General features: G+C 69.7%; 21 protein-coding genes. 11 read left to right on the forward strand and 10 right to left on the reverse strand.

Annotated features, from left to right (window positions below; translation table 11 throughout):
• From VFF46_RS08880 to VFF46_RS08890, 3 genes are all read right to left on the reverse strand, one after another.
• Positions 1–1,619 (reverse strand): ABC transporter ATP-binding protein (locus VFF46_RS08880; RefSeq protein WP_325036559.1); only part of this gene is annotated, 1,619 nt, incomplete at its 3' end.
• 126 nt (positions 1,620–1,745) lie between these two features.
• Entirely contained in the window at positions 1,746–2,606 is an 861-nt protein-coding gene (locus VFF46_RS08885) for a hypothetical protein (RefSeq protein WP_325036560.1), read from the reverse strand.
• 246 nt (positions 2,607–2,852) lie between these two features.
• Positions 2,853–3,311, reverse strand: a complete 459-nt coding sequence (locus VFF46_RS08890) for a nuclear transport factor 2 family protein (protein WP_325036561.1) — start codon at positions 3,309–3,311, stop codon at positions 2,853–2,855.
• Positions 3,312–3,364: 53 nt separating this feature from the next.
• Here VFF46_RS08890 and VFF46_RS08895 point away from each other — a divergent pair, with 53 nt between their 5' ends.
• Positions 3,365–3,871, forward strand: a complete 507-nt coding sequence (locus VFF46_RS08895; protein WP_325036562.1) for a helix-turn-helix domain-containing protein — start codon at positions 3,365–3,367, stop codon at positions 3,869–3,871.
• Here the strand turns inward: VFF46_RS08895 and VFF46_RS08900 are convergent.
• The 3 genes from VFF46_RS08900 to VFF46_RS08910 are packed head-to-tail and all read right to left on the reverse strand — an operon-like array spanning position 3,848 to position 5,850.
• On the reverse strand, positions 3,848–4,252 hold the full coding sequence (locus VFF46_RS08900; RefSeq protein WP_325036563.1) for a hypothetical protein: 405 nt from the start codon (positions 4,250–4,252) through the stop codon (positions 3,848–3,850). The genes VFF46_RS08895 and VFF46_RS08900 overlap by 24 nt on opposite strands.
• 15 nt (positions 4,253–4,267) lie before the next feature.
• Positions 4,268–4,627: a VOC family protein gene (locus VFF46_RS08905; RefSeq protein ID WP_325036564.1), complete on the reverse strand. Its 360-nt coding sequence runs from the start codon at positions 4,625–4,627 to the stop codon at positions 4,268–4,270.
• 41 nt (positions 4,628–4,668) lie between these two features.
• Positions 4,669–5,850 (reverse strand): ROK family transcriptional regulator, encoded by a 1,182-nt coding sequence (locus VFF46_RS08910; RefSeq protein WP_325036565.1) that lies wholly within the window; start codon positions 5,848–5,850, stop codon positions 4,669–4,671.
• Positions 5,851–5,967: 117 nt separating this feature from the next.
• Between VFF46_RS08910 and VFF46_RS08915 the strand changes: the two genes are divergently transcribed.
• From VFF46_RS08915 to VFF46_RS08940, 6 genes are all read left to right on the forward strand, one after another.
• A complete protein-coding gene (locus tag VFF46_RS08915) occupies positions 5,968–6,903 on the forward strand; it encodes an ROK family protein (RefSeq protein ID WP_325036566.1) in 936 nt (311 codons plus the stop codon).
• A gap of 33 nt (positions 6,904–6,936) precedes the next feature.
• The gene (locus VFF46_RS08920; RefSeq protein WP_325036567.1) at positions 6,937–8,655 is read left to right on the forward strand and encodes an ABC transporter substrate-binding protein; all 1,719 of its coding nucleotides are present in this window, start codon (positions 6,937–6,939) and stop codon (positions 8,653–8,655) included.
• A gap of 33 nt (positions 8,656–8,688) precedes the next feature.
• On the forward strand, positions 8,689–9,687 hold the full coding sequence (locus tag VFF46_RS08925; protein WP_325036568.1) for an ABC transporter permease: 999 nt from the start codon (positions 8,689–8,691) through the stop codon (positions 9,685–9,687).
• A 76-nt stretch (positions 9,688–9,763) separates the two neighbouring features.
• Complete coding sequence (locus tag VFF46_RS08930) at positions 9,764–10,690, forward strand: ABC transporter permease (protein ID WP_325036569.1); 927 nt, start codon at positions 9,764–9,766, stop codon at positions 10,688–10,690.
• Positions 10,677–11,660: an ABC transporter ATP-binding protein gene (locus VFF46_RS08935; protein WP_325036570.1), complete on the forward strand. Its 984-nt coding sequence runs from the start codon at positions 10,677–10,679 to the stop codon at positions 11,658–11,660. Before VFF46_RS08930 ends, VFF46_RS08935 begins: the two co-directional genes overlap by 14 nt.
• Positions 11,657–12,685: an ABC transporter ATP-binding protein gene (locus VFF46_RS08940; RefSeq protein ID WP_325036571.1), complete on the forward strand. Its 1,029-nt coding sequence runs from the start codon at positions 11,657–11,659 to the stop codon at positions 12,683–12,685. Before VFF46_RS08935 ends, VFF46_RS08940 begins: the two co-directional genes overlap by 4 nt.
• A 34-nt stretch (positions 12,686–12,719) precedes the next feature.
• On the opposite strand, the gene VFF46_RS08945 is transcribed toward VFF46_RS08940, so the two are convergent.
• Positions 12,720–13,493 (reverse strand): SDR family oxidoreductase, encoded by a 774-nt coding sequence (locus VFF46_RS08945; RefSeq protein ID WP_325036572.1) that lies wholly within the window; start codon positions 13,491–13,493, stop codon positions 12,720–12,722.
• 12 nt (positions 13,494–13,505) lie between these two features.
• Positions 13,506–14,306 carry an alpha/beta hydrolase gene (locus tag VFF46_RS08950; RefSeq protein WP_325036573.1) on the reverse strand — a complete coding sequence of 267 codons (801 nt, stop codon included), beginning with the start codon at positions 14,304–14,306 and terminating at the stop codon, positions 13,506–13,508.
• A 148-nt stretch (positions 14,307–14,454) separates the two neighbouring features.
• Between VFF46_RS08950 and VFF46_RS08955 the strand changes: the two genes are divergently transcribed.
• Positions 14,455–15,429 carry a LysR family transcriptional regulator gene (locus VFF46_RS08955; RefSeq protein WP_325036574.1) on the forward strand — a complete coding sequence of 325 codons (975 nt, stop codon included), beginning with the start codon at positions 14,455–14,457 and terminating at the stop codon, positions 15,427–15,429.
• Here the strand turns inward: VFF46_RS08955 and VFF46_RS08960 are convergent.
• On the reverse strand, positions 15,407–19,027 hold the full coding sequence (locus VFF46_RS08960; RefSeq protein ID WP_325036575.1) for a GH116 family glycosyl hydrolase: 3,621 nt from the start codon (positions 19,025–19,027) through the stop codon (positions 15,407–15,409). The genes VFF46_RS08955 and VFF46_RS08960 overlap by 23 nt on opposite strands.
• A gap of 147 nt (positions 19,028–19,174) precedes the next feature.
• Between VFF46_RS08960 and VFF46_RS08965 the strand changes: the two genes are divergently transcribed.
• From VFF46_RS08965 to VFF46_RS08975, 3 genes are read left to right on the forward strand one after another with little or no spacing between them, the layout of a single operon-like run.
• A complete protein-coding gene (locus VFF46_RS08965; protein WP_325036576.1) occupies positions 19,175–20,539 on the forward strand; it encodes an MFS transporter in 1,365 nt (454 codons plus the stop codon).
• A 45-nt stretch (positions 20,540–20,584) separates the two neighbouring features.
• Complete coding sequence (locus VFF46_RS08970) at positions 20,585–22,537, forward strand: heparinase II/III domain-containing protein (protein WP_325036578.1); 1,953 nt, start codon at positions 20,585–20,587, stop codon at positions 22,535–22,537.
• Between the two features lie 36 nt (positions 22,538–22,573).
• The gene (locus VFF46_RS08975) at positions 22,574–23,401 is read left to right on the forward strand and encodes an EamA family transporter (RefSeq protein WP_325036579.1); all 828 of its coding nucleotides are present in this window, start codon (positions 22,574–22,576) and stop codon (positions 23,399–23,401) included.
• A 4-nt stretch (positions 23,402–23,405) separates the two neighbouring features.
• On the opposite strand, the gene VFF46_RS08980 is transcribed toward VFF46_RS08975, so the two are convergent.
• The gene (locus tag VFF46_RS08980; RefSeq protein WP_325036580.1) at positions 23,406–24,734 is read right to left on the reverse strand and encodes an NAD(P)/FAD-dependent oxidoreductase; all 1,329 of its coding nucleotides are present in this window, start codon (positions 24,732–24,734) and stop codon (positions 23,406–23,408) included.
• Between the last annotated feature and the right edge of the window lie 18 nt (positions 24,735–24,752).

Below are 24,752 nucleotides of genomic sequence, written 5' to 3' on the forward strand. Positions count from 1 at the left end.
CAGATCCGGTCCGCGTTCCGCACCACCGAGAACCGGTGCGAGATGATCAGCGACGCCACCCCCGAGGTGAGCTCCAGGTACCGCTCGACGAGCTCGGACTCGGCCCGTACGTCGAGCGCCGCGGCCGGCTCGTCCAGCACCAGGACCCCGGCCCCGGCATGCACCGCGAACAGCGCCCGGGCGAGCGCGACCCGCTGCCATTCACCACCGGACAGGTCGACGCCGCCGTCGAACGTCTTGTCCAGGATCGTGTCCCAGCCCTTCGGCAGCCGCCGTACGACGTCGTCGATCCCGGACTCGCGCGCGACCCGGGCCAGCGTCAGCTCGTCCCCCGCGCGCTCGACCGCGCCGAACACGACGTTGTCCGTCACGCTCAGCGGGAACCGGACGAAGTCCTGCACGATCGCCGCCACCCGCCGCTGCCAGGCCGCCAGGTCGAGCTCGGCGAGATCGATTCCGTCGACCAGGATCCGCCCGCTGGTCGGCTGGTACGCCCCACCGAGCAGCTTCACCAGCGTGGACTTCCCGGCGCCGTTGATCCCGACCAGCGCCAGCGCCTCGCGCGCGTTGATCGTCAGGTCGAGGTCCCGCAGCACCGCCTTGTCCGACCCCGGGTAGTGGAAGCCGACCTTCTCGAACCGGATCTCGCGGGCGGGCATCGTCTCGATCCGGTGCCTCGTGGTGACGATGGGCTCCGGATGCCGGATGGCGATCGTGCCCGGCAGGTCGCGCATCGCCCGGTACGCCGAGAGCCCGCGACGGACCTGCACCACGCCGAATCCGTTGCTGGATTGCCCGATCGCGAGGATCGCGGGCAGCGTGGTGGCGACCTGGGTGAGCGGCAGCGAGCCGTTGTACGCCGCGCGGCCGACCGCGAGGATCGCGATCCCGTTCGCGATCAGGTGCACGCCGCCGATCAGCAGCGACCACTTCGCGTTGGTCCGGCGGCGCGCCCAGACCGGGCGGTACCCGGCGGTCCACTCACCGACGTACCGGTCCACGATCCAGTTGTGCAGGCCGAAGACCCGCAGCTCCTTCGGGGCGTCGCGCATGCCGAGGTTGAAGGCGTAGTGCGCGCGCCGCTGCTCCTCGGTGTTCCCCCACCAGACGTCGATCTCGCGCTCGATCAGGCGGCCGCCGTACCACTCCAGCAGGAACGTCACCGCGACCAGCATCGCCGCCACCCACCACGCGAACATCGAGCCGACGATCACCGCCGAGCCGACCAGCGTCACCCGGCTGGCGAGCAGCCAAGGCAGGTTGCCGAGCCCCTGCGCGAGGTGGAACCCGCCCTTGCCCTTCGCCCGCTCCTGCACGTCGAGCACCTCGGCGTCCTCGAGGTGCTGGATCCGGCGCGGCGCGAGCAGCGGCCCGGTGATACCGGTGCCGATCGCCCGGACCAGCCCGGCGTCCATCACCATCGACGCGACCTGCTGGGCCGCCGGCTTCAGGCTGTCCACGACGAAGACCACCAGCAGCCCGCCGAGCAACCAGCTGAACTCCGCGATCGGCATCGCTCCCTGGCCGCGCTCGACCACACCCGGAACCGCCCCGACGACCCGGCCGGTCAGCAGCGTGACCGCCATCCCCAGCAACGAACCGAAGACGGCCAGACCCATCGTCAAAAGGGTGCTTCCAGGTGCAACCCGCACGCCGTACCGCAAGAGAGTCAGCACCCGACAGACCGTAACCGCGACGACCGACAAAAATCATCCGAGTTTCCGGACGTGACCGCGGGCCGGCGGTCAGCTCCCGGTGGCGAAGAAGGTTGCGAACACCTTCTGCAGAGCGGACGAGTCGGTCAGGGTCGGGTTCGCGCTGCTCTGGTTGGCCCAGCCGTACGTGTAGTCCATGACCGGCGCCGGCACGAGCCGCTTCCACTCCATCAGGATCGCGTGCTCCTGGCTCGCGGTCGGCAGGTTGTAGTAGTGGCTGGTCGTCCGTTCCTGACCGAACGCCTGGTACACCGGCACGATCGCGGCCTGCGGAACACCCTCTGCCCGGGCCGCGCTGACCTTCTCCCCGATCTTGCCGAGGTCACACTGCGGATGCGCGATCGAGCAAGGATACGGATCGAGCCCGACCAGGTCGACGTGGCTACTGGCCGGTGCGAACGGCTTGTAGTCGGCGACCTTGCTGAGCACGATGAACGACTTCTGCCGGCCGCCGCTCGCGGTCCGGATGTAGTCCGCCCGCGACCGCAGCGCCGCCGGTCCGCCCGGGCAGTCCGCGATGTGCGGCTCGTCCGACAGGTAGTAGGCAAAGACCTTCGGATTCGAGGCCAGTGCGTTGACCGTGGCCTTGAACGTACTGTCGGCCGGCTGCGGGCACTTCTGTCCCAGCCAGAACACCGACTGCACACCGGTCGGCAGCGCGCTCAGGCTGGAGACCGAGGACTTGTCGGCCAGGTTGTAGCCGAGGGAGTACGGCGTCGTCGCGCCTTTCAGGTTGGCGATGAAGTGCCGGGCCGGCGGCGGGCTCTGGGCGTCGGCCCGCGCTCCCCCGGAGGTGGCAGTGACGGCGACGACGAAACTGGCGACCAGGCTGAGCAGGCCGGCGCCGAGGGCGATCTTCGTCCGGGACGGACGGGTACGGAGGGCGAGCATTCGGCAACCTCTCGGGGCACGAAGGAGTACCGGACGGCAGGGGACCGCCCGGCCGGCAGGTCACCACCGGTCTCCGTACTGCGCCCCAGCCCGACAGCCCGCGATCCGCGGCGGCCGATCACGGGCAGCGCGATCATCGCGGTGCACCCGTTCCTGCCTGGCCCGTGACCTTACCGTGATCTCCCCGAGACCTCGACCCCTCCCCGGATATCGGTCGCTCGAGTCCGGTCGCCGGGGCCTCCGGTGTCAGCCGACGATCGGCTCCGCGTGGGCCTCGGCATACCCAGCAGCGGCCAGCCGGTCAAGGGTCCGTTGCAGCACCGCGGTGTCCTCCAGCGTCCGTACCTCGGTGATCTTGCCCCACCGGATCCGCAGGAACTGGTGCACGACGTTCTCGTACGTCGACCCGTCCACCACCCGCACGTTGACCGTGACCGCCGTCGCGACGTGCGTGTCCCACGGCCAGCCGCTGACGATCACGTCCTGGACGTCGAACCGGGTCCCCGGGAGCAGCCGGAAGCACCGCTCCCACCAGCGCCGCAGCGCCTCGTGCGTGCGCCGCTCACCGGCCAGCGCGTGCTCTCCGTAGAACCGGTACGTGAAGGACGGCGCCATCCCGGCCACCATCGCCTCCCAGTTCCCGGCGCTGATCTGCGCGAACGCGTTCCGCACCTGCCGCCCGACGACCCAATGGTAAATGCCCATGCCGCAACCGTAGGACCAGTCAGTTCAATAACACAACTGACTACACTCGTGACATGCGGAACACCAGCTTCGCCACGATGCACTGCTCGCTCGCCCAGTCCCTGGAGCTGATCGGCGACTGGTGGACACCGTTGGTACTGCGCGACCTCTACCTGGGCCTGAACCGCTTCGACCAGTTCGTCGCCGACCTCGGCATCTCCCGCAACCTGCTCACCGACCGGCTGGCCACCCTCGTCGACGGCGGCCTGGTCCAGCGCACGCCGTACCAGCAGAACCCGGTCCGCTACCGCTACGAGCTGACCGAGGCCGGGCAGGAACTCGTACCGATCCTGATGGCTCTCACCGCCTGGGGCGACCGCTGGGCCACTCCCCCGGCCGGCCAGCCGATCCGCTTCACCCACACGACCTGCGGCAAGCTCACCACGCCCACGGTGTCCTGCTCCGAGTGCGGCGAGCCACTGGCGACAGAGGACGTCGTACCGTCACCGGGCCCCGGCGGCAGGACCGCTCCCGGTACGGCGTTGATCGCGAGCGTGCTAGGACTCGAGCCGAAGCCGTAGCAGTTCGGCGAGCGGCATCGACTCGCCGTCGCGGGCGCCCTGACCGACCACGAGCGGCGGGTCGGACGGCTCGACGCGGACGCCGGCGACCCGCGCCTTGAGGCTGGCCGGTACGCCGAGGATGTAGAAGTTCCCGTCGACGTCCACGGCCAGCGAGCGGTTCCGGCGCAGGTACCACCCGGTCAGCGTGGTCCGATAGCTGGCGTTCGACCCGACCACCTGCGCGCGCAGCGGCTCCGGCTCGACACCGCGCTCCTTCAACGTCGCGATGAAGCCCGCGAGCAACTCCCGCGCCTGCGCGGTCTCGGCAGCCTTCTTCCGCTCCAGCGCCGCCGCATGCTCGGCCGCCGCCTGCCGTCGTTCATCGCGCCAGCTCGTCACCCCCTCACCCTACGGTCAGGCGGAACACAGGCAGAACGGGTGCCCGGCCGGGTCCAGGAACACCCGGAACGTCGTACCGGGCTGATGCTCCGCCTTGGTCGCGCCGATCGCCAGCACCTCCGGCTCCGACTCGTCCAGGTCGCGCACCATCACGTCGAGATGCAACTGCTGCGGCACGTCCTGGGTCGGCCAGGTCGGTGCCTTGTAGTTCTCGACCTGCTGGAAGTTGATGCAGTTGCTGCCGTCCTCCGGACGGATCTCGGCCCAGCCCTCGCGGGTCTCGACCTTCCAGCCGAGCAGCTCTCCGTAGAACTGCGCCAGCTGCGCGGCGTCCGGACAGTCCAGTACGAAGCTCGGGTACATAGCGATAGTCATGAATCGCACCCTAGTGCCGGTTGCGGACGGTTTGCGTCCGGTTATTGCGCCGAGTTTCCGGCCACGGTCTGCCAGGCCCGATCGAGACCGGCCGCGATACAGCCGGCCACCACGGTCTCCGAGCCGAGCACACTCGCCTTCACCTCGGGCATCACCGGCGCGAGCTGCCGCAGCTGCTTGCTCACGGCCTCGAGGAACCCGGGCGCCTGACCGATACCGCCACCCAGCACCACCAGGTCCGGATCGACCACGGTGATCACCGTGCAGACCGCCTTGGCCACCAGCAGCGCCTCCTCCGCGACGACCGCCGCGGCCAGCGTGTCACCACGCGCGGCGGCCGCGAACACCTTCTCCGCGGTCGGCGCGCCACGGACACCCGCCCGGCGAGCCGCCCGTACGACGGCTGCCGCCGAGGCGGACGCGTCGAAACCTCCACGTTTGCGGGCGTCCCGCGGATCACTGCCGGAGCCCTCGGTGAACGGCAGGTACCCGATCTCGCCGGCGACGCCGTGCGATCCGTGCCGCAGCTTGCCGTCCAGCACCAGCCCCATGCCGATACCGGTACCGACGCTGACGAACGCGAAACTGTCGACGTCCCGCCCGTGCCCATGCACCCGCTCCGCGATCGCGGCAGCGTCCACGTCGTTCTCGATCATCAGCGTCGGCCCGAACCGGTCCCGCAGCGCGGCCAACGTCGCCGGCGAGTCCCACCCCGACAGCCGGCCGGTCAATGTCAGCGCGTCAAGCCGCGGGTCATAGACGCCGGGGCTGCCGAGCACCGTCTGTGTGAGCTGCCCGACCTCGATCCCCGCCTCGTCGGCCAGCGCCGCCGCGAGATCCACCAGCTCCTGGATCCGGGCCATCGCGTCACCGGCCTTGGTCCGTACGCTCGACCGCGACCGGGTCGTCCCGGCCAGGTCCGCGATCGCGCCGCGCAGGTACTCCCGCCCGACGTCCAGCCCGAGCACGAACCCCGCCTCCGGCCGGACCTCGTACAGATTCGCGGCCGGCCCCGGTACGCCGGTCCGCCGGCCGCTGACCCGCACCAGGCCGGTGCGCTCCAGCGAACCGAGCGCCGCGGACACCGTCGGCTTCGACAGCCCGGACAGCCCGGCGAGCTCGGTCCGGGAGATCGGCCCCGATCGCCGGATGTGGTCGAGCAGTACCTGCTCGTTGATCTCCCGGATCAACTGCGGACGCGCCCCTGCGGCAGTGACTGTCACGCTCGGCCCCCTTGCTAACAACTCGGCCACCAAGTTCGATTGATCCCTTGTGGTCCCGGTGATTGTTAAGTTAGTTTCCAATCGATTCTATTGGTCGGCGCGAGGAGGTGCCACCCCGTGGTTTCGACACCGGTCGTACTCGGGCTGGACTTCGGCGGGACGAAGATCGCCGTGGCCGTCGGCGACCTGTCCGGCCGCCGCCTCGGCGCGACCACCATCGACAGCCAGGTCGAGTCCGGTGGTGCCGCCGAGGCGATGACCCGCGGCCTGGACGCGGCCCGCGAATTGCTCGCCGAGGTCGCGCCGGACCACCAGCTCGCCGGTGTCGGCGCGGCCACCCTGGGCATCCCGTACGACGACCGCGTCGAGCTGGCCCCGACCTTCCCGGGCTGGGGCGAGCTGCCGTTCGGAGGGCTGATCCGCGACGGGTTCCCCGGCGTACCGGTGCGGCTGGCGACCGACGTCAAGGCGGCCGCCGAGGCCGAGCTGCGCTGGGGCGCGCTCGCCGGCTCCGACCCGGGGCTCTACCTCAATCTCGGCACCGGTCTGGCGATCGCGATCGTTGCCGGAGGCACCGTTGTCACCGGGGCGCACGGCGCCTCCGGCGAGATCGGCTACAACCTGCGCTCGGCCGCCGACGCGTACGTCGGCACCGCGGAGCGCACGATCCTCGAACACGTCGTCAGCGGTCAGGCGCTCGAGACCGCCGGGTCCGCCCGGTTCGGCCGCCCGGTCACGGCCGCGGACGTCTTCACGATGGCGCGGACCCAGCCGGACGCCGCCGTCCTCACCGACGAGTTCGTCCGGGAGCTGGCGACGCATCTGGCCAACCTGGCCATCGCCGTCGATCCGGACCGGATCGTCGTCGGCGGCGGCCTGGTCCGCTCCTGGGACCAGCTCGAACCCGGCCTGCGTCGCGCCCTCGACGCGGCCGTCCCGTTTCCGCCGGAGCTGTCGGTGGCCAGATTTCCCTCGGACGCACCGCTGATCGGAGCGCTCGCCCTCGGCGTCGAGGCAGCGGGGGCCGTCCTCGGCGCAGAAGCATTCGCATGACCCAGGATTTCCAGTAGCGAAAGGCAGAAGACGATGAGGGGCAGCATTACACGGATCGCCGTCGTCGCGATCGCGGTCGGGGCACTGACCGCGGCCTGCGGTGGCGGCGACAAGCCGATCGGGAGCGCGAGCTCGGCCAACCCGTCCTCGTCGGCGAGCGGCGGAGGCGGCGGCAACGGGGCGCACAAGCAAGGCGGTACGGTCACGATCGCGAACGTCGGCGGCCAGACCTGGCCGTGCCAGTTCAACCCGTTCAACCCGTCCGTCAACCAGGCGTCGTCCGGCTTCGTCTACGAGCCGCTGACCTTCGTGAACGTGCTGAAGGCCGGCGCCACCACGCCGATGCTGGCCACGGCGTACACCTGGTCGCCGAAGAAGGACTCGATCGTCTTCACCATCCGCGACGGCGTGAAGTGGAGCGACGGACAGCCGTTCACGGCCGACGACGTCGTCTTCACCTTCACGCGGATGAAGGAGCAGCCGGCCCTGGACCTGTACTCGCTGTGGACCGGCGCCGGGCTGACCAGCGTCACCGCGGCCGGCAACAAGGTCACGCTGAAGTTCAAGGCGGCCGCCGAGCCGTACTTCTTCAACTTCGCCGGCCAGGTCGGCATCGTGCCGAAGCACATCTGGTCCACCGGCGAGGCCGCGACCAAGGCCGCCACCTGGGCGGACCCGAAGCCGGTCGGCACCGGCCCGTTCACGGTCGAGTCCTGCACCCCGAACAACATCTCGTACGTCGCGAACCCGTCGTACTGGCAGCCCGGCAAGCCGTACGTGCAGAAGGTGCAGTACCCGGCGTACCTGGACAACAACCCGGCCAACCTGGACCTGGCCAGCGGCAAGGCCCAGTGGGGCGGCCAGTACATCCCGAACATCGACAACTTCTACAAGTCGAAGTCGCCGAGCAACAACTACTGGTTCCCGCCGACCGCGAACGTCGCGATCGTGCCGAACAACGACCCGTCCCGCCCGGCGACCAGCAAGCTGGCGGTCCGGCAGGCGATCGCGTACGCCCTCGACCGCGAGCAGATCTCGAAGATCGGTGAGAGCGGCTACCAGCCGGCCGCGAACCAGTCCGGTGTCGTCTCGCCGACGTTCGACAAGTACTACGACAAGAACGCCGTAGCCGCCGCCGGGTACGACAAGCCGAACCTCGACAAGGCCAAGCAGCTCCTGCAGAGCGCCGGGTACTCGGACTCGAACCCGCTGAAGCTGAACATCATCACGGTCACCGGCTACACCGACTGGGACGCGTCGCTGGCGGTCGTGAAGCAGCAGCTCGCCAAGGCCGGGATCCAGCTGACCATCCAGGACCTGCAGCAGCAGTCGTACAACCAGAAGCTGTTCACCGGCGACTACGACCTGGCGTACGCGAGCCAGTCCGGCGGCCCGACGCCGTACTACGAGCTGCGGCAGCTGCTGTACTCGAAGAACACCGCGCCGATCGGCAAGTCGGCGAACAGCAACTACTCGCGCTACTCCAAGCCCGAGGTGGACAAGCTGTTCGACCAGTACGCCGCGGCCGACCCGGACACGCAGGTCAACCTGATCAAGCAGATCTCGTCGTACATGATCAAGGACGTGCCGGTGATCCCGACCACCGAGTCGGTCGACTGGTACCAGTACAACACCAAGGACCTGGACGGCTGGCCGACCCAGGACAACCCGTACGCGCAGCCCGCGCCGTACAACATCCCCGATGTCGGTCAGGTGCTGACGAATCTGTACTCCAAGTCCGCCCAGAAGTGAGGTTGTGAGAAGCGTGAGCACGAGGAGCTGGTTGTGCGATACCTGATACGACGCCTCGGGTTCTTCGTGCTCACGTTGTGGGCGGCGATGACACTGAACTTCTTCATCCCGCGGATGATGCCGGGCAGCCCGGAACAGGCGCTGCGCGAGCGGTTCAGCAAGGGCGGGTCGGTGGTGACGCCGGAGCAGTTGCGGACGGTGCTGGCCGAGTTCGGCTTCGACCCGGGCAAGAACCTGCTGCTGCAGTACGTCGAGTACCTGCGGTCGATGGTCAGCGGTCACTGGGGCGTGTCGATCGGCAGCAGCCTCGGCGTACCGGTGACGTCGCTGATCGGCTCCGCGCTGCCGTGGACGCTCGGGCTGGTCGGCATCGCGACCGTGCTCGCGTTCGCGATCGGCACGCTGATCGGTACCGTGGCCGGCTGGCGGCGCGGCGGCCTGATCGACGGGATCGTGCCGCCGGTGTTCATCGTCACCTCGGCGCTGCCGTACTTCTGGGTGGCGCTGCTGCTGATCTCGCTGTTCGCGATCGGTGGCAACGCGGTGCTGCCGAACGACTTCAACTACGACCAGGGCATGACGCCGGCGTTCACCGGCGAGTTCGTCTGGAGCGTGATCAAGCACGGCATCCTGCCGGCCGCGACCATCCTGGTCACCGCGGTCGGCGGCTGGATCCTGACGATGCGGAACAACATGGTCACCACGCTCGCCGAGGACTACGTCCGGATGGCGCGCGCCAAGGGCATCCCGGGCCGCAAGATCATGTTCGGGTACGCCGGCCGGAACGCGTTCCTGCCGAACCTGTCCGGCTTCGCGATGTCGCTCGGCTTCGTGATCTCCGGGACGATCCTGGTCGAGTACGTGTTCAACTACCCGGGGCTCGGTTACATGTTCTACAACGCCACGGTGAGTACCGACTACCCGTTGCTGCAGGCACTCTTCCTGCTGGTGACGCTGGCGGTGCTGATCTGTGTCCTGCTCTGCGACTTCGCGGTGTTCCTGCTCGACCCCCGCGCCCGGACGAAGGGATAAGTCACGTGAACGAGCGAAGCGAGATCACCAATAGGAACAGCGCTCCACAGCGCTCATCGACGTCCGGAGGACGCCGATGAGCGCTGTTGTTGCTGGTGCCTCGGCTCCTGTCGCGGGTGCGACCCGTCGCCCGCGCGGTGGACTGTTCCGGGCCATCCTGCGGAACCGCAAGGCCGTCGTCGGAGCGGCGTTGCTGCTGCTCTTCGTCCTGCTCGCCGCGTTCCCGGGGCTGTTCGTCCCGGGCGCGCACCACGACCCACAAGCGATCGGCGACCTGCCGCTCCAGCACCCGTCGGGCAGCCACTGGCTCGGTACGACGGGACTCGGGCAGGACGTCTACGCGCAACTGATCTACAGCACCCGTGAGTCCCTGGTGATCGCCGTGGTCGCCGGGCTGGGTGCCACCGTGCTGTCGGTCATCATCGGCGTGTCAGCGGCGTATCTGGGCGGGTTCGCCGACGACGGACTGTCGATGCTGACCGACATCTTCTTGGTGCTGCCGACGTTCCCACTGATCATCGTGCTGGCGACGTACGCCGGCAAGGGCAACCTGACGGTGATCATCATCGTGCTGATCCTGACCGGCTGGTCGTACGGCGCCCGGCAGATGCGGGCGCAGGCGCTGTCGCTGCGGAACCGGGACTTCCTGGAGTCGGCGCGGGTCCGCGGCGAGCGGTCGTCGTACATCATCGTGGTCGAGGTACTGCCGACGATGATCTCGCTGATCGTCGCGAACTTCCTTGGCGCCGCGCTGTACTCGGTCCTGACCGCCGCCGGCCTGCAGTTCCTCGGGCTCGGCGACCCCAACTCGCTGAGCTGGGGAACCATGCTCTACTGGGCGCAGAACCAGGGCGCCCTGGTGAACGGACTGCCCGCGTGGGCGCTCTCGCCGGGTCTGGCGGTGGCGCTGCTCGGGGTCTCGTTCGCCCTGCTCAACTACGCGTTCGACGAGATCAGCAACCCCGCTCTGCGGCCGGTTCGGAGGCGACGTGCCAAGTCCTGACGTTGGGCCACTTCTTGAGGTCCGGGATCTCTCGGTCGAGTACGACACCGGCGCGCGCCCGGTCGTCGCGGTCGACCACGTGGATCTCGACGTACACGCCGGAGAGTTCGTCGGGGTGGTCGGTGAGTCCGGCTGCGGCAAGTCGACGTTGCTGTTCGCGATCGCCCAGCTGCTGTCGTCGCCGGCCGCGATCACCGGCGGCAGCGTGCGCTTCCGCGGCCGGGAGCTCGTCGGGATGAGCGAGAAACGGCTGGCCGAGTTGCGCTGGCGGGACTTCTCGGTGGTGATGCAGAGCGCGATGAACGCGCTGAACCCGGTGAAGAGCATCGGGGCGCAGTTCCAGGACACGATCATGGCGCACGACGAGCCGGTCTCCGACGAGCGTCCGGCCGAGGTACTGCGGCTGGTCGGCATCGACCCGATCCACTTGAAGAGCTACCCGCACCAGCTGAGCGGCGGTATGCGGCAGCGGGCGATGATCGCGATGGCGCTGCTGTTCACGCCGGACCTGATCATCATGGACGAGCCGACGTCCGCGCTGGACGTGGTCGCGCAGCGGTCGCTGATGGTGCAGATCAAGGAACTGCAGAAGAAGCTCGGGTTCGCGGTCATCTTCGTCACGCACGACATGTCGCTGGTCAGTCACTTCTCGGACAAGCTGGTCGTGATGTACGCCGGGCAGGTGGTCGAGTTCGGCGACACCCGGGCGGTGTTCGACCACCCGGAACATCCGTACAGCGCGGGGCTGCTGGACGCGTTCCCGTCGATCCGCGGGCCGAAGGTGGCATTGACGGGGATCCCCGGCGCGCCGCCCAACCTCGCTTCGCCGCCGCCCGGGTGCCGGTTCCAGCCGCGCTGCCCGAAGGCGTTCGAGGACTGTCCGAAGATCGAGCCAGAGCTCTACCAGGTGGGCGCCGTACAGGCACGCTGTCTGTTGCATGCCCCTGACCTCGTGCGGGAGGCGCAATGACCACGGCGGATCTGGAAAAGGCCGGCGGGACCGAATCGGCCGCCGCACCGTTGCTGGAGGCAAGGGAACTGACCCGGCACTTCCGGGTCGGCCGCGGGTTCTCACCGCAGCTGCTGCACGCCGTCGACGAGGTGAGCTTCTCGATCGGCCGCCAGGAGATCGTCGCGCTCGCCGGGGAGAGCGGCAGCGGGAAGAGTACGATCGCGCGGCTGCTCGCGGGCGTGTACAAGCCGACGAGTGGCGAGATCTTCTACCAGGGCCGGGCGATGTCGACGTTGCGCTCCCGGAAGGACCAGCTGTCCTACCGCAGCGACGTACCGATGGTGTTCCAGGATCCGTTCAGCTCGCTGAACCCGGCCTTCCGGGTGTCGCACGGGGTGCTGCGATCGCTGAAGCTGCACCGGCCGGAGATTGACCGGCAGCAGCGGTACGCCGAGGCGGAGCGGGTGATCGAGGCGGTCGGGCTGACCCCGGCCGGCGACATCATGAACCGGTTCCCGTACGAGCTGAGTGGTGGCCAGCGGCAACGGATCGGATTCGCGCAGGCCCTGGCCCACAAGCCGAAACTGATCCTCGCCGATGAGCCGGTGTCGATGCTCGACGTCTCGATCCGGATCGGCCTGCTGAACCTGATGGCCACGCTACGGGAGTCGCAGGACGTCTCGTTCCTCTACATCACCCACGACATCGCCAGCGCCCGGTACGTCGCCGACCGGCTGATGATCATGTACGCCGGCCACATCGTCGAGACCGGCCCCACCGAGTCGGTCCTGCAGAACCCCAAACACCCCTACACCGACCTCCTCCTCGGCGCCGTCCCCGACCCCCGGGCTCCCCTCTCCACCGGCATCGAAGGCGACACCGGCGAGCCCCCGAAGGTCATCGACCCCACCCCCGGCTGCCGCTTCCGCTGGCGCTGCCCACTGGCCATCGACAAATGCCACTCGGTGACGCCGGTGCTCCGCACCCTGGGCAAGAACCACGAAGCGGCGTGCCACGTGGCCGAACCTGACATTCCCAGCTGACCCGTTCCGTTCGTCCGGTCCCGCGGCGCCGCGTTCAGATCGTCGGGGTCATGCCGCCGTCGATGACGATGTCCGCGCCGGTGAGGTTGCCGGCGCGGTCGCTGGCCAGGAAGACGATCAGGTCCGCGACCTCCTCCGGGCGCGTGAACCGGCCGGTGACCGAGTCCTTGGCCGCCTGGGCGGCCACGTCGCCCGGCGCGGCACCGACCGCGCCGCCGACGGTTTCGGCGACGCCGCCCTTGCCCAGCCACAGGTCGGTCGCGACCGGACCGGGGCTGACGGTGTTCACGCGGACGCCGCGCGGCCCGAGCTCCTTGGACAGCGACTTGAAGAAGCTGAGGCAGGCGGCCTTGGCCGCGCTGTAGTCGATCACCAGCGGATCGGGGAGCGTGGCGTTCACCGAGCAGGTCGTCACGATCACCCCGGACCGCTCGATCAGCGTCGGTACGGCGGCTCGCGTCGTCCGTACGGCCGACATCAGGTCCAGCGTGAGGGTCGCGAACCAGTCCTCGTCGGTGACCGAGGTGAACCCGGCCGGTCGCGGGTGCACCGCGCCGACGTTGTTCACCAGGATGTCGATCCCGCCGGCCCTGGCGACCGCCTCGTCGACGAGCCGCGCCGGTCCGTCCGCCGTACTCAGATCGACGGCGATCGCGTCGACGGGCAGGTCCTCGAGCTCACCCTCGACGGTCCGGGAGCCGGCGACCACCTTCACGCCTTCGTCGAGCAACGCGCGGGTGACGGCCAGCCCGATCCCCTTGCCGGCGCCCGTCACCACGGCTGTCTTCCCACTCAGGTGCAGATCCACTCGCCGTACCCCCTAGAGTCCCTGGTCCTTGAGCCAGCTCAGTACGGCGTCCGCCACCTCGCGCCAGCCGTGGTCGATGGTGAGCGAATGCCCCCGACCCTCGAACTCGCGCAACTGCGTGACCGCCGTCGAGTCACGATATTGCCTGAGAGTCGACCGGGTCACCACGGCCGGCGCGGTGTGGTCCTCGGCGCCGGAGATCAGCAGCAGCGGGCCGCGGGCCGAGTTCGCGGTGTCGACCTTCGCTTCGGAGTGCAGGACGAAGTTCGCCGCCGCGGCCTGGAAGATCGGCCGCGCCGGCGACGGGACGCTCCACTTCCCGAACAGCTCGTCCGACTCCGCCTCCGGCAGCGCGTTGCCGAATCCGAACCGGAACTCCTTGGCGGTCAGGGCGACCGAGCGGTGCAGGTTGGCCGGGTTCCCGAGGGCCGGCAGCCCGGACCGCAGCTGCGCGAGCGGTAGCGGCAGGACGCCCTTGATCTGCGCCGGGTCGATCGCGACCCCGGCCGCGCCGTACCCCTCGCCGAGCAGCTTCTCGGTGATCAGGCCGCCGAACGAGTGGCCGATGATCACCGGCGGCGCGTCCAAGGAGTCGATGACCTTGCGGAAGTGGTCCGTCGCGTCCTCGATGGTGGTGTTCGCGACCAGCTCCGGCGCCTCGCGCGCCTCGGCGACGGTGGCCGGCTCGTTCGGCCACCCCGGCGCGGTCGGCGCGTACCCGGCCTCGGCGAACAGCTCGACCCAGGGCGTCCAGCTGGTCGCGTGCAGGAACAGCCCGTGGACAAAGACAACAGGCTGTCGTGATTCGGTCATGGTCCCCTCCTGGATCCGGTCACTCCTCGACGACACACAACACCGCGCGGAGGCTGCTCGTCCAAGACATGTTCGGGATCGATCGATAACCGTGCTGGCCGGAGTCGGTGCCGGAGAGCTAGCGTGACCAGTGCCGGGAGGGGGCGCGATGGACTTGGATCTGCGGTTGGTGCGGTACTTCGTCGCCGTCGCCGACGAGCTGCACTTCGGGCGGGCCGCGGCCAGGCTCTACATCAGCCAGCCCGCGCTGTCGAAGCAGGTGCGCAAGCTCGAGGACCAGCTCGGCGCTCCCCTGCTGGTCCGGGACAGCCGGCATGTCACGCTGACACCGCGGGGGCAACGATTCCTCGACGACGCCCGGCAGCTGCTCGCCGTCGCCGACCGAATGGCACGGCCGGCCGAGGACGGCGTCCTACGGATCGCGCACATCTTCGAGTTGGCGACCAGCAGGACCGTCGCGGCGGCGTTCGCGGCCGAGTATCCCGGCATCCGGCTGGTCGAGCGTTCGATGGACAGCCACCGCCAGTTCCAGGCGCTGCTCAACGACCAGCTCGACCTCGGGGTACTGCGAGTGACCGCGCAACTGCAGGCCGAGCGGCCGTCCGGATGGCATCACGAGCTGCTCAGGCTGGAACCGCTGCTGCTGATCGGGCGGCCGGGCGACGAGCCGCGCGACCAGGTGTCGCTCTACGAGCGGCCGATCGAGGTGTTCGCGGACACTCCGGACTCCGGCATGTACAACGCCCACGGCGACTACCTCACCACCTTCGAGCGACACGCACGGTTGACGCTGCGGTGGCTCGGCAATCCCGGGATCTTCGAGCAGTGCCTGGCCGCCGTCACGCGGGCCCGCGACGCGGCGTACGTCCTCGAGTTCGAGAGCCTCGCCGTGCGGTACGCCGAAGCCGGCCTGCCCGTGTACCGTCCCGCCGAGCTGCAGCCCCACTACCCCTGGTCGATCGCCTGGCGCGACGAGATCCCCTCCGGCCCGGTCCGGAACGTCGTCGCGGTCGCCCGCCGGACCGCGAAGAACCAGCGCTGGCACGAGCTCACCGAAACGCCGGTGCGGCCACCGCTGTGGATCCCGCCCGAGGATCCCGTCAGCCCCGGATCTCGATCGTGAGTTCCTGGTCCGGGTCCGCCGTCACCGACCGGCCCAGCGTGACGACCGCACGATTGCCAACGGCAACCACCTGGGCCGGGACCTGGCGCCTGCCCAGCCGGACCTCGACCTGGCGCGCCGGGCCCGCGGTCTGGAAGGACAGCGTGGTGAGGTTCAACCGGCCGTAGCGGACGTCGATCGTGGCGCTGAGGAACTTCTGCGTACGGCGTTGGGCGTAGAGGCCCCAGCCTTCGGCACCCGTGAAGGCGCTGCGGAAGTTCTCCGGGTGGATGCGTGGGGCGAAGCCGAGGTGGCCGCGGGGACCGTCGTACTCGTAGCCGCAGGCGGCCAGGTAGACGCCGTAGCCCATCATCGCGCGGGCGTAGTGGTCGCTGGCCTCGATCTCGTTGTACGGGTTGCGCTTCGTGGCGTCGTACCGCTCGTACATGGCGCGGGTGACCGCCAGACCCTCCTCGGTCATGCCCTCGGCGAACAGGTGCGCCGCGAACTGGTACTCCTGGCCGGTCCAGACCTCGTTGAAGTACATCAGCCCGTGCGTCTCGGTCGAACCGCCGTGCGGCCAGGTCGCCATCAGTACGCCGCTCTCGTCGCCGGTCGTGTACACGCGGCCGACGCCGATGCCCGGCGGGCGGTACGTACCGGGTGCGGCCCGGAAGTTCGACTCGTACAGCTTCGACAGCGCGGTGCGGGCCTGGTCCTGCGGGAACACCCGCGGGAGACCGAGCTGGGCGGCGTACGTCTGGCCGTACATCTGGTCGATGAACAGGCCGCGGTTGCTGTTCTCGGCCGTCGGGTGCGCGGGGTCGACCTTCTGGACGTAGTACCCGTACTCCTGGTTCCACAGGTTTCCGGCCAGGTACGCCGAGCCGCGGTCGGCGATCGTCCGGTACCGGGTCGCGCTCGCGGTGTCGCCGACGTCGGTGGCCATCGCGGCGGCGGCCCGGAGCGCGGCGACGTACAGGCCGCTGATCCACGGCACCTCGCCGAACCATTCGGTGTCGAGGGTGTTCCACTGGCTGCCGCGGAAGATCCCGTCCTCGTCGGGTCCGTCCCGGTGCGTGACGAGGAACTCGACCGCGGTCCGGACCCGCGGCCAGACCCGTTGCAGGAACGAGTTGTCCTTGCTCATCTGGTGTTCGCGGTAGATGCGCAGGATCGTGCCGGTCTGGCCGTCCGCGAACGAGCTGGACGCGTCGCCGGACTCGCCGCGGTTGCCGATCTCGCCGGTCGGGCGGAACGCGATGCCGAGGTCGACGCGCTCGCGGGTGTCGCGTTCGAGGTCGGGGAACAGGCGGCCGATCGCCTGCGCGTAGTTCCAGACGTGTTCGCAGGTGCCCGCGCAGCAGTACGTGCCTTCCCAGGCGTAGAAGCGGCCGTCGTCCCAGCGGTAGCAGGTGCTGGTCGCGATCGTGGACGCCGTCGCCAGGGTGCGCTCGAGGAACCAGTGCGGGAGTGAGGAGTCGTCGTACCAGGTGCGTACCCAGAGCTTGGTGTCGTGCTCGAGCCGGGTCGCTTCGCGGGCTACGTACTCGACGACGTCCCGGGCCGAGGTGAACCGGGTCGCGTAGTGGCGGCGGAAGGTGGAGGCGCCGACGAGTTCGGAGAAGAGTTCGCGTTGCGGGTTCGGGAAGAACCAGCCGTAGGCGAACCGGACCGTCCGCGAGGCGCCCGGCGGCAGGGTCACGGTGACCGCGACGGTCCCGGCGTGCGGATCGGCCGAGTCCGCCGGACCGGCCGGCGAGTCGAACAGCGCGTCGGTCGTCGACCAGTCACCGATCGACGGCCGCACCACCACCTGCTCCTCCGAAGCAAGGGCGGCGAGGGCGAAGGTGCCGCCGTCGGGGCGGACCGCGACCGGTTGGCGGCGGATCGGGCGGTCGCTGAACAGGATGCGGTCCACGTTCACGTGACCCCAGCCGCCGGTGTTGTTGTCGACAATCTGAATGTGCGCATTCTTACCGGCGTACTTCCCGACATCCATCGACACCGCGGTCAGCGGCTCGATGTCGGTGCCGGCCGTGGACGCCACCACCTTGCCGTCGACAACGACGTTCAGGCAGGTCTCGCCCTGGTGGCTGCCCCCGCCCACCCACGCCGTCACGAACCGGCGCTCGACCACGAACTCGCGGCTGGTCAGTGAGCCGGTGAAGCTGTCCGGATCGCCGGTCCCACGGAAGTTGTACGACGTCGCGAACCGCCCGCTCACGTTCAGCTCCGTGCGGACACCGAACGCGCGGCGGAACCCGTCCGGCGTCTCGGCCGCGGTCACCGGCCCCGCACCGAAGGCGTCCCCGGTCACCGTCCATCCGTCGTACGTCGTCTTGTCCCAGGTCTCGAACAGGATGTCCGGGCGGTCCGTGAACACGATCGCGTCGCAGCTCAGGTGACCCCAAGCGCCCGTCTGATTGTCAACAATCTCAAGGTGTGCAGTCCGCCCCGCGTACGCGCCGACGTCCAGCATCTGCGCGACCAGCGGCTCGCTCTCGTCGCCGGTCGCGGTCGCCACCTCCTGGCCGTCGACGACCACGTTCACGCACGTCTCCCCCGGGTGCCGCCCACCGCTCAGGCTCACCGCGACGTACCGGCGCTCGATCGTGAAATCCCGGCTGGTCAGCTTCCCGACCGCTCCGTCGTACTTGCCGCCGCGGTAGTCGTACGACGTGACGAACCGGGTACCCGACACGTTCAGGTCGCCGAACCGCTTCATCAGGTCCGGTACGTCGAGCGGCCGCACCGGTCCCGGCCCGAAGGCGTCGCCGGTCACCGTCCAGCCGTCGAACGTGTCCCGCTCCCAGTCCTCGAACAGGATGTCGTTCTGCTCCGCGGCCAGATCGTCGACCGCGCCGAACTGAACCCCGCCCTTGAACGCCCGCGCCTGCAGCGTCGTCGGCTGACGTTTGCGGCTGTCGATGCACACCGGGTTCTCGGCGTACCCGAGCAGCGTCGTGCGGACCGCCGCCGAGGACGTGTTCCGCAGCGTGAACGACATGATCGTCGTCGGCAGCGTCGAGTCCAGCGTGGCCAGCGGGACGAACGGCGAGAACGCCTCCAGCTGCACGCTCACCGGGCTCCCGGCGTCGGCGTACGCGACCCGGCCGACCGGGTACGAACCAGTGAACCGGACGTCCTTGAACCCGGCCGCGTCCACCGTCCGGGTCGTCGTCCGCCCGCGGCTGGTCGTCCGCAGCGCGAACCCCTGCGCGAACTGCGACGCCCCCGGATCGTTCGCCGACAACGGGAACGCGTAGTGGTGCCCGGAGAAGTCCGCGCCGCCGAGCGGGAACGACGTCGGGTTGAACACGTCCCACACCCACAGGCGCCCGTCGCCGGACAGATACACCTGCCCGGTCGTACCGCCACCGACCGGCATCCCGATCCGCGGCAGCGCCGCACCCGTGTACGAGGTCGGCGTACCGCGGTCGAACAGCACCTTCGGATCCGTCGGCGGCGGAGCGGCCAGCGCCTGCGCCGGTACGGCGAGCGCGCCGACCGCGGCGGCGCTCAGCGAGATGAACGTCCGGCGACTGAGCTGGGCGCGCGGGCAGTCGCCGGCACAGGCCCGGTTCGCGCAGCCGGCCGGGGCGTGTGAAACGGTCATTCGGGTTCTCCTTGACGGGCGGAGGCGGGAGAAATCGATTTCCGAGATGCGTTGGAACACCGTAGCCAGCGCACCGGCGGAGGTCAACGGGTCCACCCGCTGGGATATTGTTCGACGTACATCAAACAAAGTCGTAGGCTCGGTGCCATGCCCGAATCTCGCCGGCCGGTGGTCGCGCTCGCGCTGATCGCCTCGTTCATGGTCTTCGTCGACAGCACGATCGTGAACGTCACGCTCGCCGAACTCGCCACCCACCTGCACGCGTCCCGCGCCGAGCTGGAGTGGTCGCTGAACGCGTACACGCTGTCGTTCGCCGCACTGATGCTCGGCGCCGGCGCGATCGCCGACACGCTCGGCGCGAAGCGCGCGTTCCTCACCGGGTTGCTGGTGTTCACGCTCTCGTCGGCGGTCTGCGCGGCGGCCGGCTCGATGCTGATGCTGAATCTCGCCCGGCTCCTGCAGGGCGCCGGCTCCGCCCTGCTGCTGCCGAGTGCGCTCGTCCTCGCGACGGCCTCCGCGACCGACGAACACACGCGGCACCGCCTGGTCAGCTGGTGGGCCGCGGCGGGCGGCGCCGGGATGGCCGCAGGCCCGCTGCTCGGCGGCGGCCTGGTCGCCCTCGCGAACTGGCGGGCCGTGTTCGCGGTCAACGTGGTGATCGGCATCCCGGCCGCGCTCTGGGCCTGGCGCACCATGCCGGCTGTGACACCGCGATCCAGGCGACTCGACCTCGGCGGGATGGGGACAGCGACCGCGTTCATCGGTGGGCTGGTGTTCACGCTGATCGAGGCACCGGCACGCGGCTGGCTCGATCCGGCGATCCTCGTGGCGGTCGTGGTGGCGGTCGCCGGCCTGGCCGGTTTCGTCCTGGTCGAGCGGTCGGTAAGGGCGCCGTTGCTGCCCCTGAAGCTGTACGCCGACCGCGGGTTCGCGGCGGCGGCGATCCAGGGGCTGCTGCTCAATTTCGCCTTCTACGGCGTGCTTTTCTCGATGAGCCTGCTCCTCCAGCAAGGTCGGCACCTGAGCGCGTTGGTGACCGGGCTGTTGTTCCTCCCGCTGACCGGGCTGATCTCGATCGCGAACATCGGCTCGGCGCCACTCGCCCGGCGCATCGGGCGTCCCGCGGTCCTCGCGATCGGGCAGGCGGTGATCACCGTCGCGATGCTCGCGCTCGCCTGGGCGAGTACGTCGTCGATGGTCTGGCCGATGGTGCTGGCGCTGGTCCCGATCGGGTTCAGCTCCGGGCTGCTGGTGCCGACGATGACGGCGCAGTCGATCGCCGCGGTCGAGCCGGCCCTGCACGGTGCCGCGTCGGCCGCGTTCAACACGTCCCGGCAGATCGGCGGCGCGATCGGCGTGGCGACGTTCGGGCCGCTGCTCGGTACGGCGCACGATCTCGGCAGCGGGTTCGTGACCTGCGCGGTCGTCGCGGCCGGAGCGAGCCTCGCCGGGCTGGGCGTCACCGCGCTCGGTCGCCGTACGCGGGTCCTCGTTCGCCCAGTCATCAGGTAGCTTTCCGGTAATAGAGGGGGGCGAGTGGCGCAACGGAAGAGGCGGGTGGGGACGACTGTCGCGCTCACGCTTGTCTGCGTGCTGGTGTGCGGGGTCGCGTTCGCCGGTGCCGTGTTCGTGCTGATGCCAGGCGCCCGCGACCGCAGTACGACGGCCTCCGCCAACGGCTCGCCGACGCCGAGCACCGCGCCCAAGCCACCGCGGCCGACCCCGAGCGTCCCCGAGTCCACCGACGAGCCCCTGCCCGGCGTCGACACCCCCGCGACTCCCCCGCCGTCGACACCGGTCGCGAACACCGGGACGTACGAGTGCCCGGGGTACAGCGGTATCCAGGTGCCGCTCCCGATGCTGCTCACCGACACGTTCCAGTGGGGCGACGACCCGCCGTACAAGGTCGGCAACGGCAACGGAGACATCAACTGGCGCGCCGACCCGTACAAGAAGCCCAGCTGGTACATGTGGCTGCACTCGCTGCGCTGGCTCGGCAACGGCATCGAGGCCGGCGGGCGCGGCGACCGTAAGGCGCTCACGCACGTGCTGGCGATCATCCACGACTGGGTCCACGACAACCCGTACAGCTGGAAGGGCGACGTCGGCGCGTGGGAAGCGACGATGCACCGCACCAACGTGCTGCTGTGCGCGCGCCAGGCGGTCCTGAGCGGGATGCACGTCAGCAAGCTGCCGGCGCAGTACGCCTGGCTGGACAAGGCGCTCGTCGATCACGCGCAGTTCATGATCGTGAACTGGAGCGGCCAGTCGAACCACGGTACCGATGAGAGCATCGCGCTGTTCGGCGTGGGCTGCACGCTCAAGCGGCCTGAGCTCAAGACGCTCGCGGTGGACCGGCTGACCCAGGCGATCACGACCGCGATCGACCCGCAGGGATCGACGAACGAGCAGTCCGTCGGGTACGCGATGTTCAACTACCTGCTCTGGGGCCGCGCCACGACCGCTCTGCAGCGCTGCGGCTCCGACCCGGGCACGGTGATCGACCAGCGCCGGGCCGCGCTGTCCGAATGGCTGGCGCTCGCGACCAAGTCCACCGGCGAACTCCAGCAGGTCGGCGACGCCGTCAAGCAGAAGCCGACCGGCGCGGCCGGGACCGCGCTCGACTACGTCGCCTCGCTCGGGAAGCACGGGACGAAGCCGGCGAAACGGGTCGCGGTGTTCGACGCCGGGTACGTGTTCGGGCGGACCGGCTGGGGCGAGACGCGGCCGTTCGCGCAGGAGTCGACGTACAGCATCCGGTACGGCGCGGCGCGCACACTGCACGGTCACGACGACCACATGTCGTTGACGTACTCGTCCCACGGCCGGGACGTGCTGATCGACCCGGGGCACTCCGGGTACCAGCTCGACAAGTGGCAGGCGTGGTCGAAGAGCCAGGCGGCGCACAACGTGATGACGATCCCGTCGGCCGACACCGCGTCGGTCGACACCCAGCTGGTCCGCGCGTCGATCACGCCGACCTGGGAGTCGTACTCGCTCGCCGACTCGCCGGCCGCGGGCGTGACCCGCAAGCGCGACGTACTCGTGCTGAAGGACCCCGACCTGATCGTCACGCTCGACCGCGGCCAGGCGACCGGCAACCAGCGGTACGAGACGCTGTGGCATCTCGCACCGGGCCAGAAGGTGACCGTCCAGTCCCCCACAGCGGCCGTCGCCACCGCGCCGGGCGCGAAGACGTACCTGCTCCAGATCCCGTACCAGCAGCAACCCGCCAAGGACGGCATCACCGTCGTCGAAGGTCAGCAGGATCCGGTGCAGGGCTGGTACTACCCCGACATCTTCCACCGCCAGTCGGCCCCGGTCGTCAAGTTCAACCGCACCGGCAACGAGGCGACCATCCTGTCCGCCATCGTCCCGACCGCGCCCACCGAAGCGGTGACCTACAAGACCCGCACCGCCAACGGCATGTTCTTCGTCGACCTCACCGTCGGCGCCCGAAAGACGACGATCCGCATCTCCGCCGACGGCCGCCTGACCCGGATCAGCTGAGAGTTTGGCCGGGCGTGGCCCGGATACCTGACGGGTGTGGGTGTTGCGCTCGCGCTGACGTCCGCGCTGTGTTTCGGGCTGTCGGACTTCGCGGCCGGCCTCGCTGCCCGTCGGTTGCACAGCGCGGTCGTCGTACTGCTCGGGCAGCTCTGCGGGGTCACGCTCGTCACCCTGCTGGCGTTGGTCGTCGCCGCTCCGCACGTCACGCCGGCCGCGCTCGGATGGGGCGCGCTCTCCGGGATCGGTACCGGGCTGGGCGCGGCGTTCCTGTTCCAGGCGATGAAGGTCGGCCGGTTCAGCCTCGTCGTACCGCTGAGTGACGTCGCCGGTGTCGCGATCCCCGTCGTGATCGGCGTGGCGCTGCTGCACGACCGGCTGAGCTGGTGGGCCTGGATCGGATTCGTGATCGCCGCGCCTGCGATCTGGCTGATCACCAGCGGGCGCGGGTCCCGGACCGGTCCGGCTTCCGGCGCCGGGTGGGCCTTGCTCTCCGGCGCCGCGTTCGCGCTGCAGTACGTCGCCCTGGCGCGCGCCGATGCCGCCGCCGGATTGTGGCCGTTGGCAATGAATCGGCTGGTCGCCGTGCTCACGGTCGTGCCGGTCGGCGCCCGCCGCGCGCGACTGCGGATGACCGGCAGTACGGCGTTGCTCGCGGTCGCCTCCGGTGTCCTCGGAACGTCGGCGATCGCCGCCTTCGTGCTCGCCAGCCGCGCGCAGGCGCTCTCGGTAGCCGTCGTACTGACCTCGCTCTATCCCGCGGTCACCGTGCTGCTCGGGCTGACCGTGCTGCACGAGCGCCTGACCGGCCGACAGGTCACCGGCTTGGTCTGCGCCGCGGCAACCGTCGTCCTGGTCTCGCTCTGAGCAGTCACACCCGCTTACCGATGCGCGTACTGCGAGCCTCGGTCTGGAACGCGTCGCGCGGGCTTTGCACGGAGGCCAGTGAGACGATGTCGCGGCCGTAGAAGAACGACGCGAGCCAGATCGCCAGCACCCGGACCTTGCGGTCCCAGGTCGGCACTGCGAGCACGTGGTAGCCGCGGTGCATCAGCCAGGCCGGCAGCCCCTTGATGACGAGTCTGCGGTACTGGAAGATTCCGGTCCCGAGGCCGAGCGTGGCGATCGCGCCCAGGCTGTGGTGCACGTAGTTCTTCGGCTCCTTCCCACGCAGCGAGCGCAGCAGGTTCTTCGCCAGCAGCTTCCCCTGCCGTACGGCGTTCTGCGCGTTCGGCACCGTGTAGGCGGCAGCACCCGCGAGATCCGGTACGGCGGCATCGTCACCGGCTGCCCACGCGTCCGGGATCACCTCGTCCGCGGTCCCGATGCGCAGATCCGCGCGCACCTGCACCAAGCCGCGCTCGTTGTGCGGCAGGTCCGTGTGGTTGCGCAGCAGCCGGGTCGCGGCGTTGCCCGCCGTCCAGACGATCAGCTCAGAGTCGAACTCGGCGCCGTCGGACAGCACGACGTGCCCGTCGTCGGCGGACGTCATCGTGGTGTTCAGGTGCACGACCGCGCCGCGCTTCTCGAGCATCCGCACCACCCACTGGCCCGGGCCGTCGCTGACCTCGGGCAGGATCCGCCCGGACGCCTCGACCAGGTGGAACGCGAGGTCGCTCTCCGACAGCTCCGGGTACTTCTTCAGCAATGCCCGGGCCAGCGACAACAGCTCCGCGAACCCCTCGACCCCGGAGAATCCCCCGCCCACGAAGGTGATCGTCAACAGCTTCCGCCGCTGCGCCCCCGGCTCCAGCCCGGCCGCTTCGTCGAACGCCGTGAACAGCCGGTCCCGGATCGCCACCGCCTCCTCGACGTGCTTCATCCCGATCGCGCGGTCCGCCACCCCGGGTACGTCGAACGTCCGCGTCACGGCGCCCGCCGTCACTGCGATCACGTCGTACGGCATCGTGTAATCGGCGCCCTGCGCGGGCCGGATCGTCACCGTCCGCTCCGCGTGCGAGATGCCGACGACCATCCCCGCGACGAGCTTCGTGTGCCGCAGGTTGCGCCGCAGCGAGACGGCCGCGTGCCGCGCCTCGACCGACCCGGCCACCACCTCGGGCAGGAACGGCTGGTACGTCATGTACGGCCGCGGGTCGACCACGATCACCTCGGCCTGACCGCGCCGCAGCTTCTTCTCCAGCCGCCACGCCGTGTAGAACCCGGCGTACCCGCCGCCCACCACCAGGATCCTGCGCACCAGATTCTCCGTCCGTCG

The organism is Kribbella sp. (assembly GCF_035655035.1).
In the GTDB taxonomy this organism is placed as follows: Bacteria; Actinomycetota; Actinomycetes; order Propionibacteriales; family Kribbellaceae; genus Kribbella.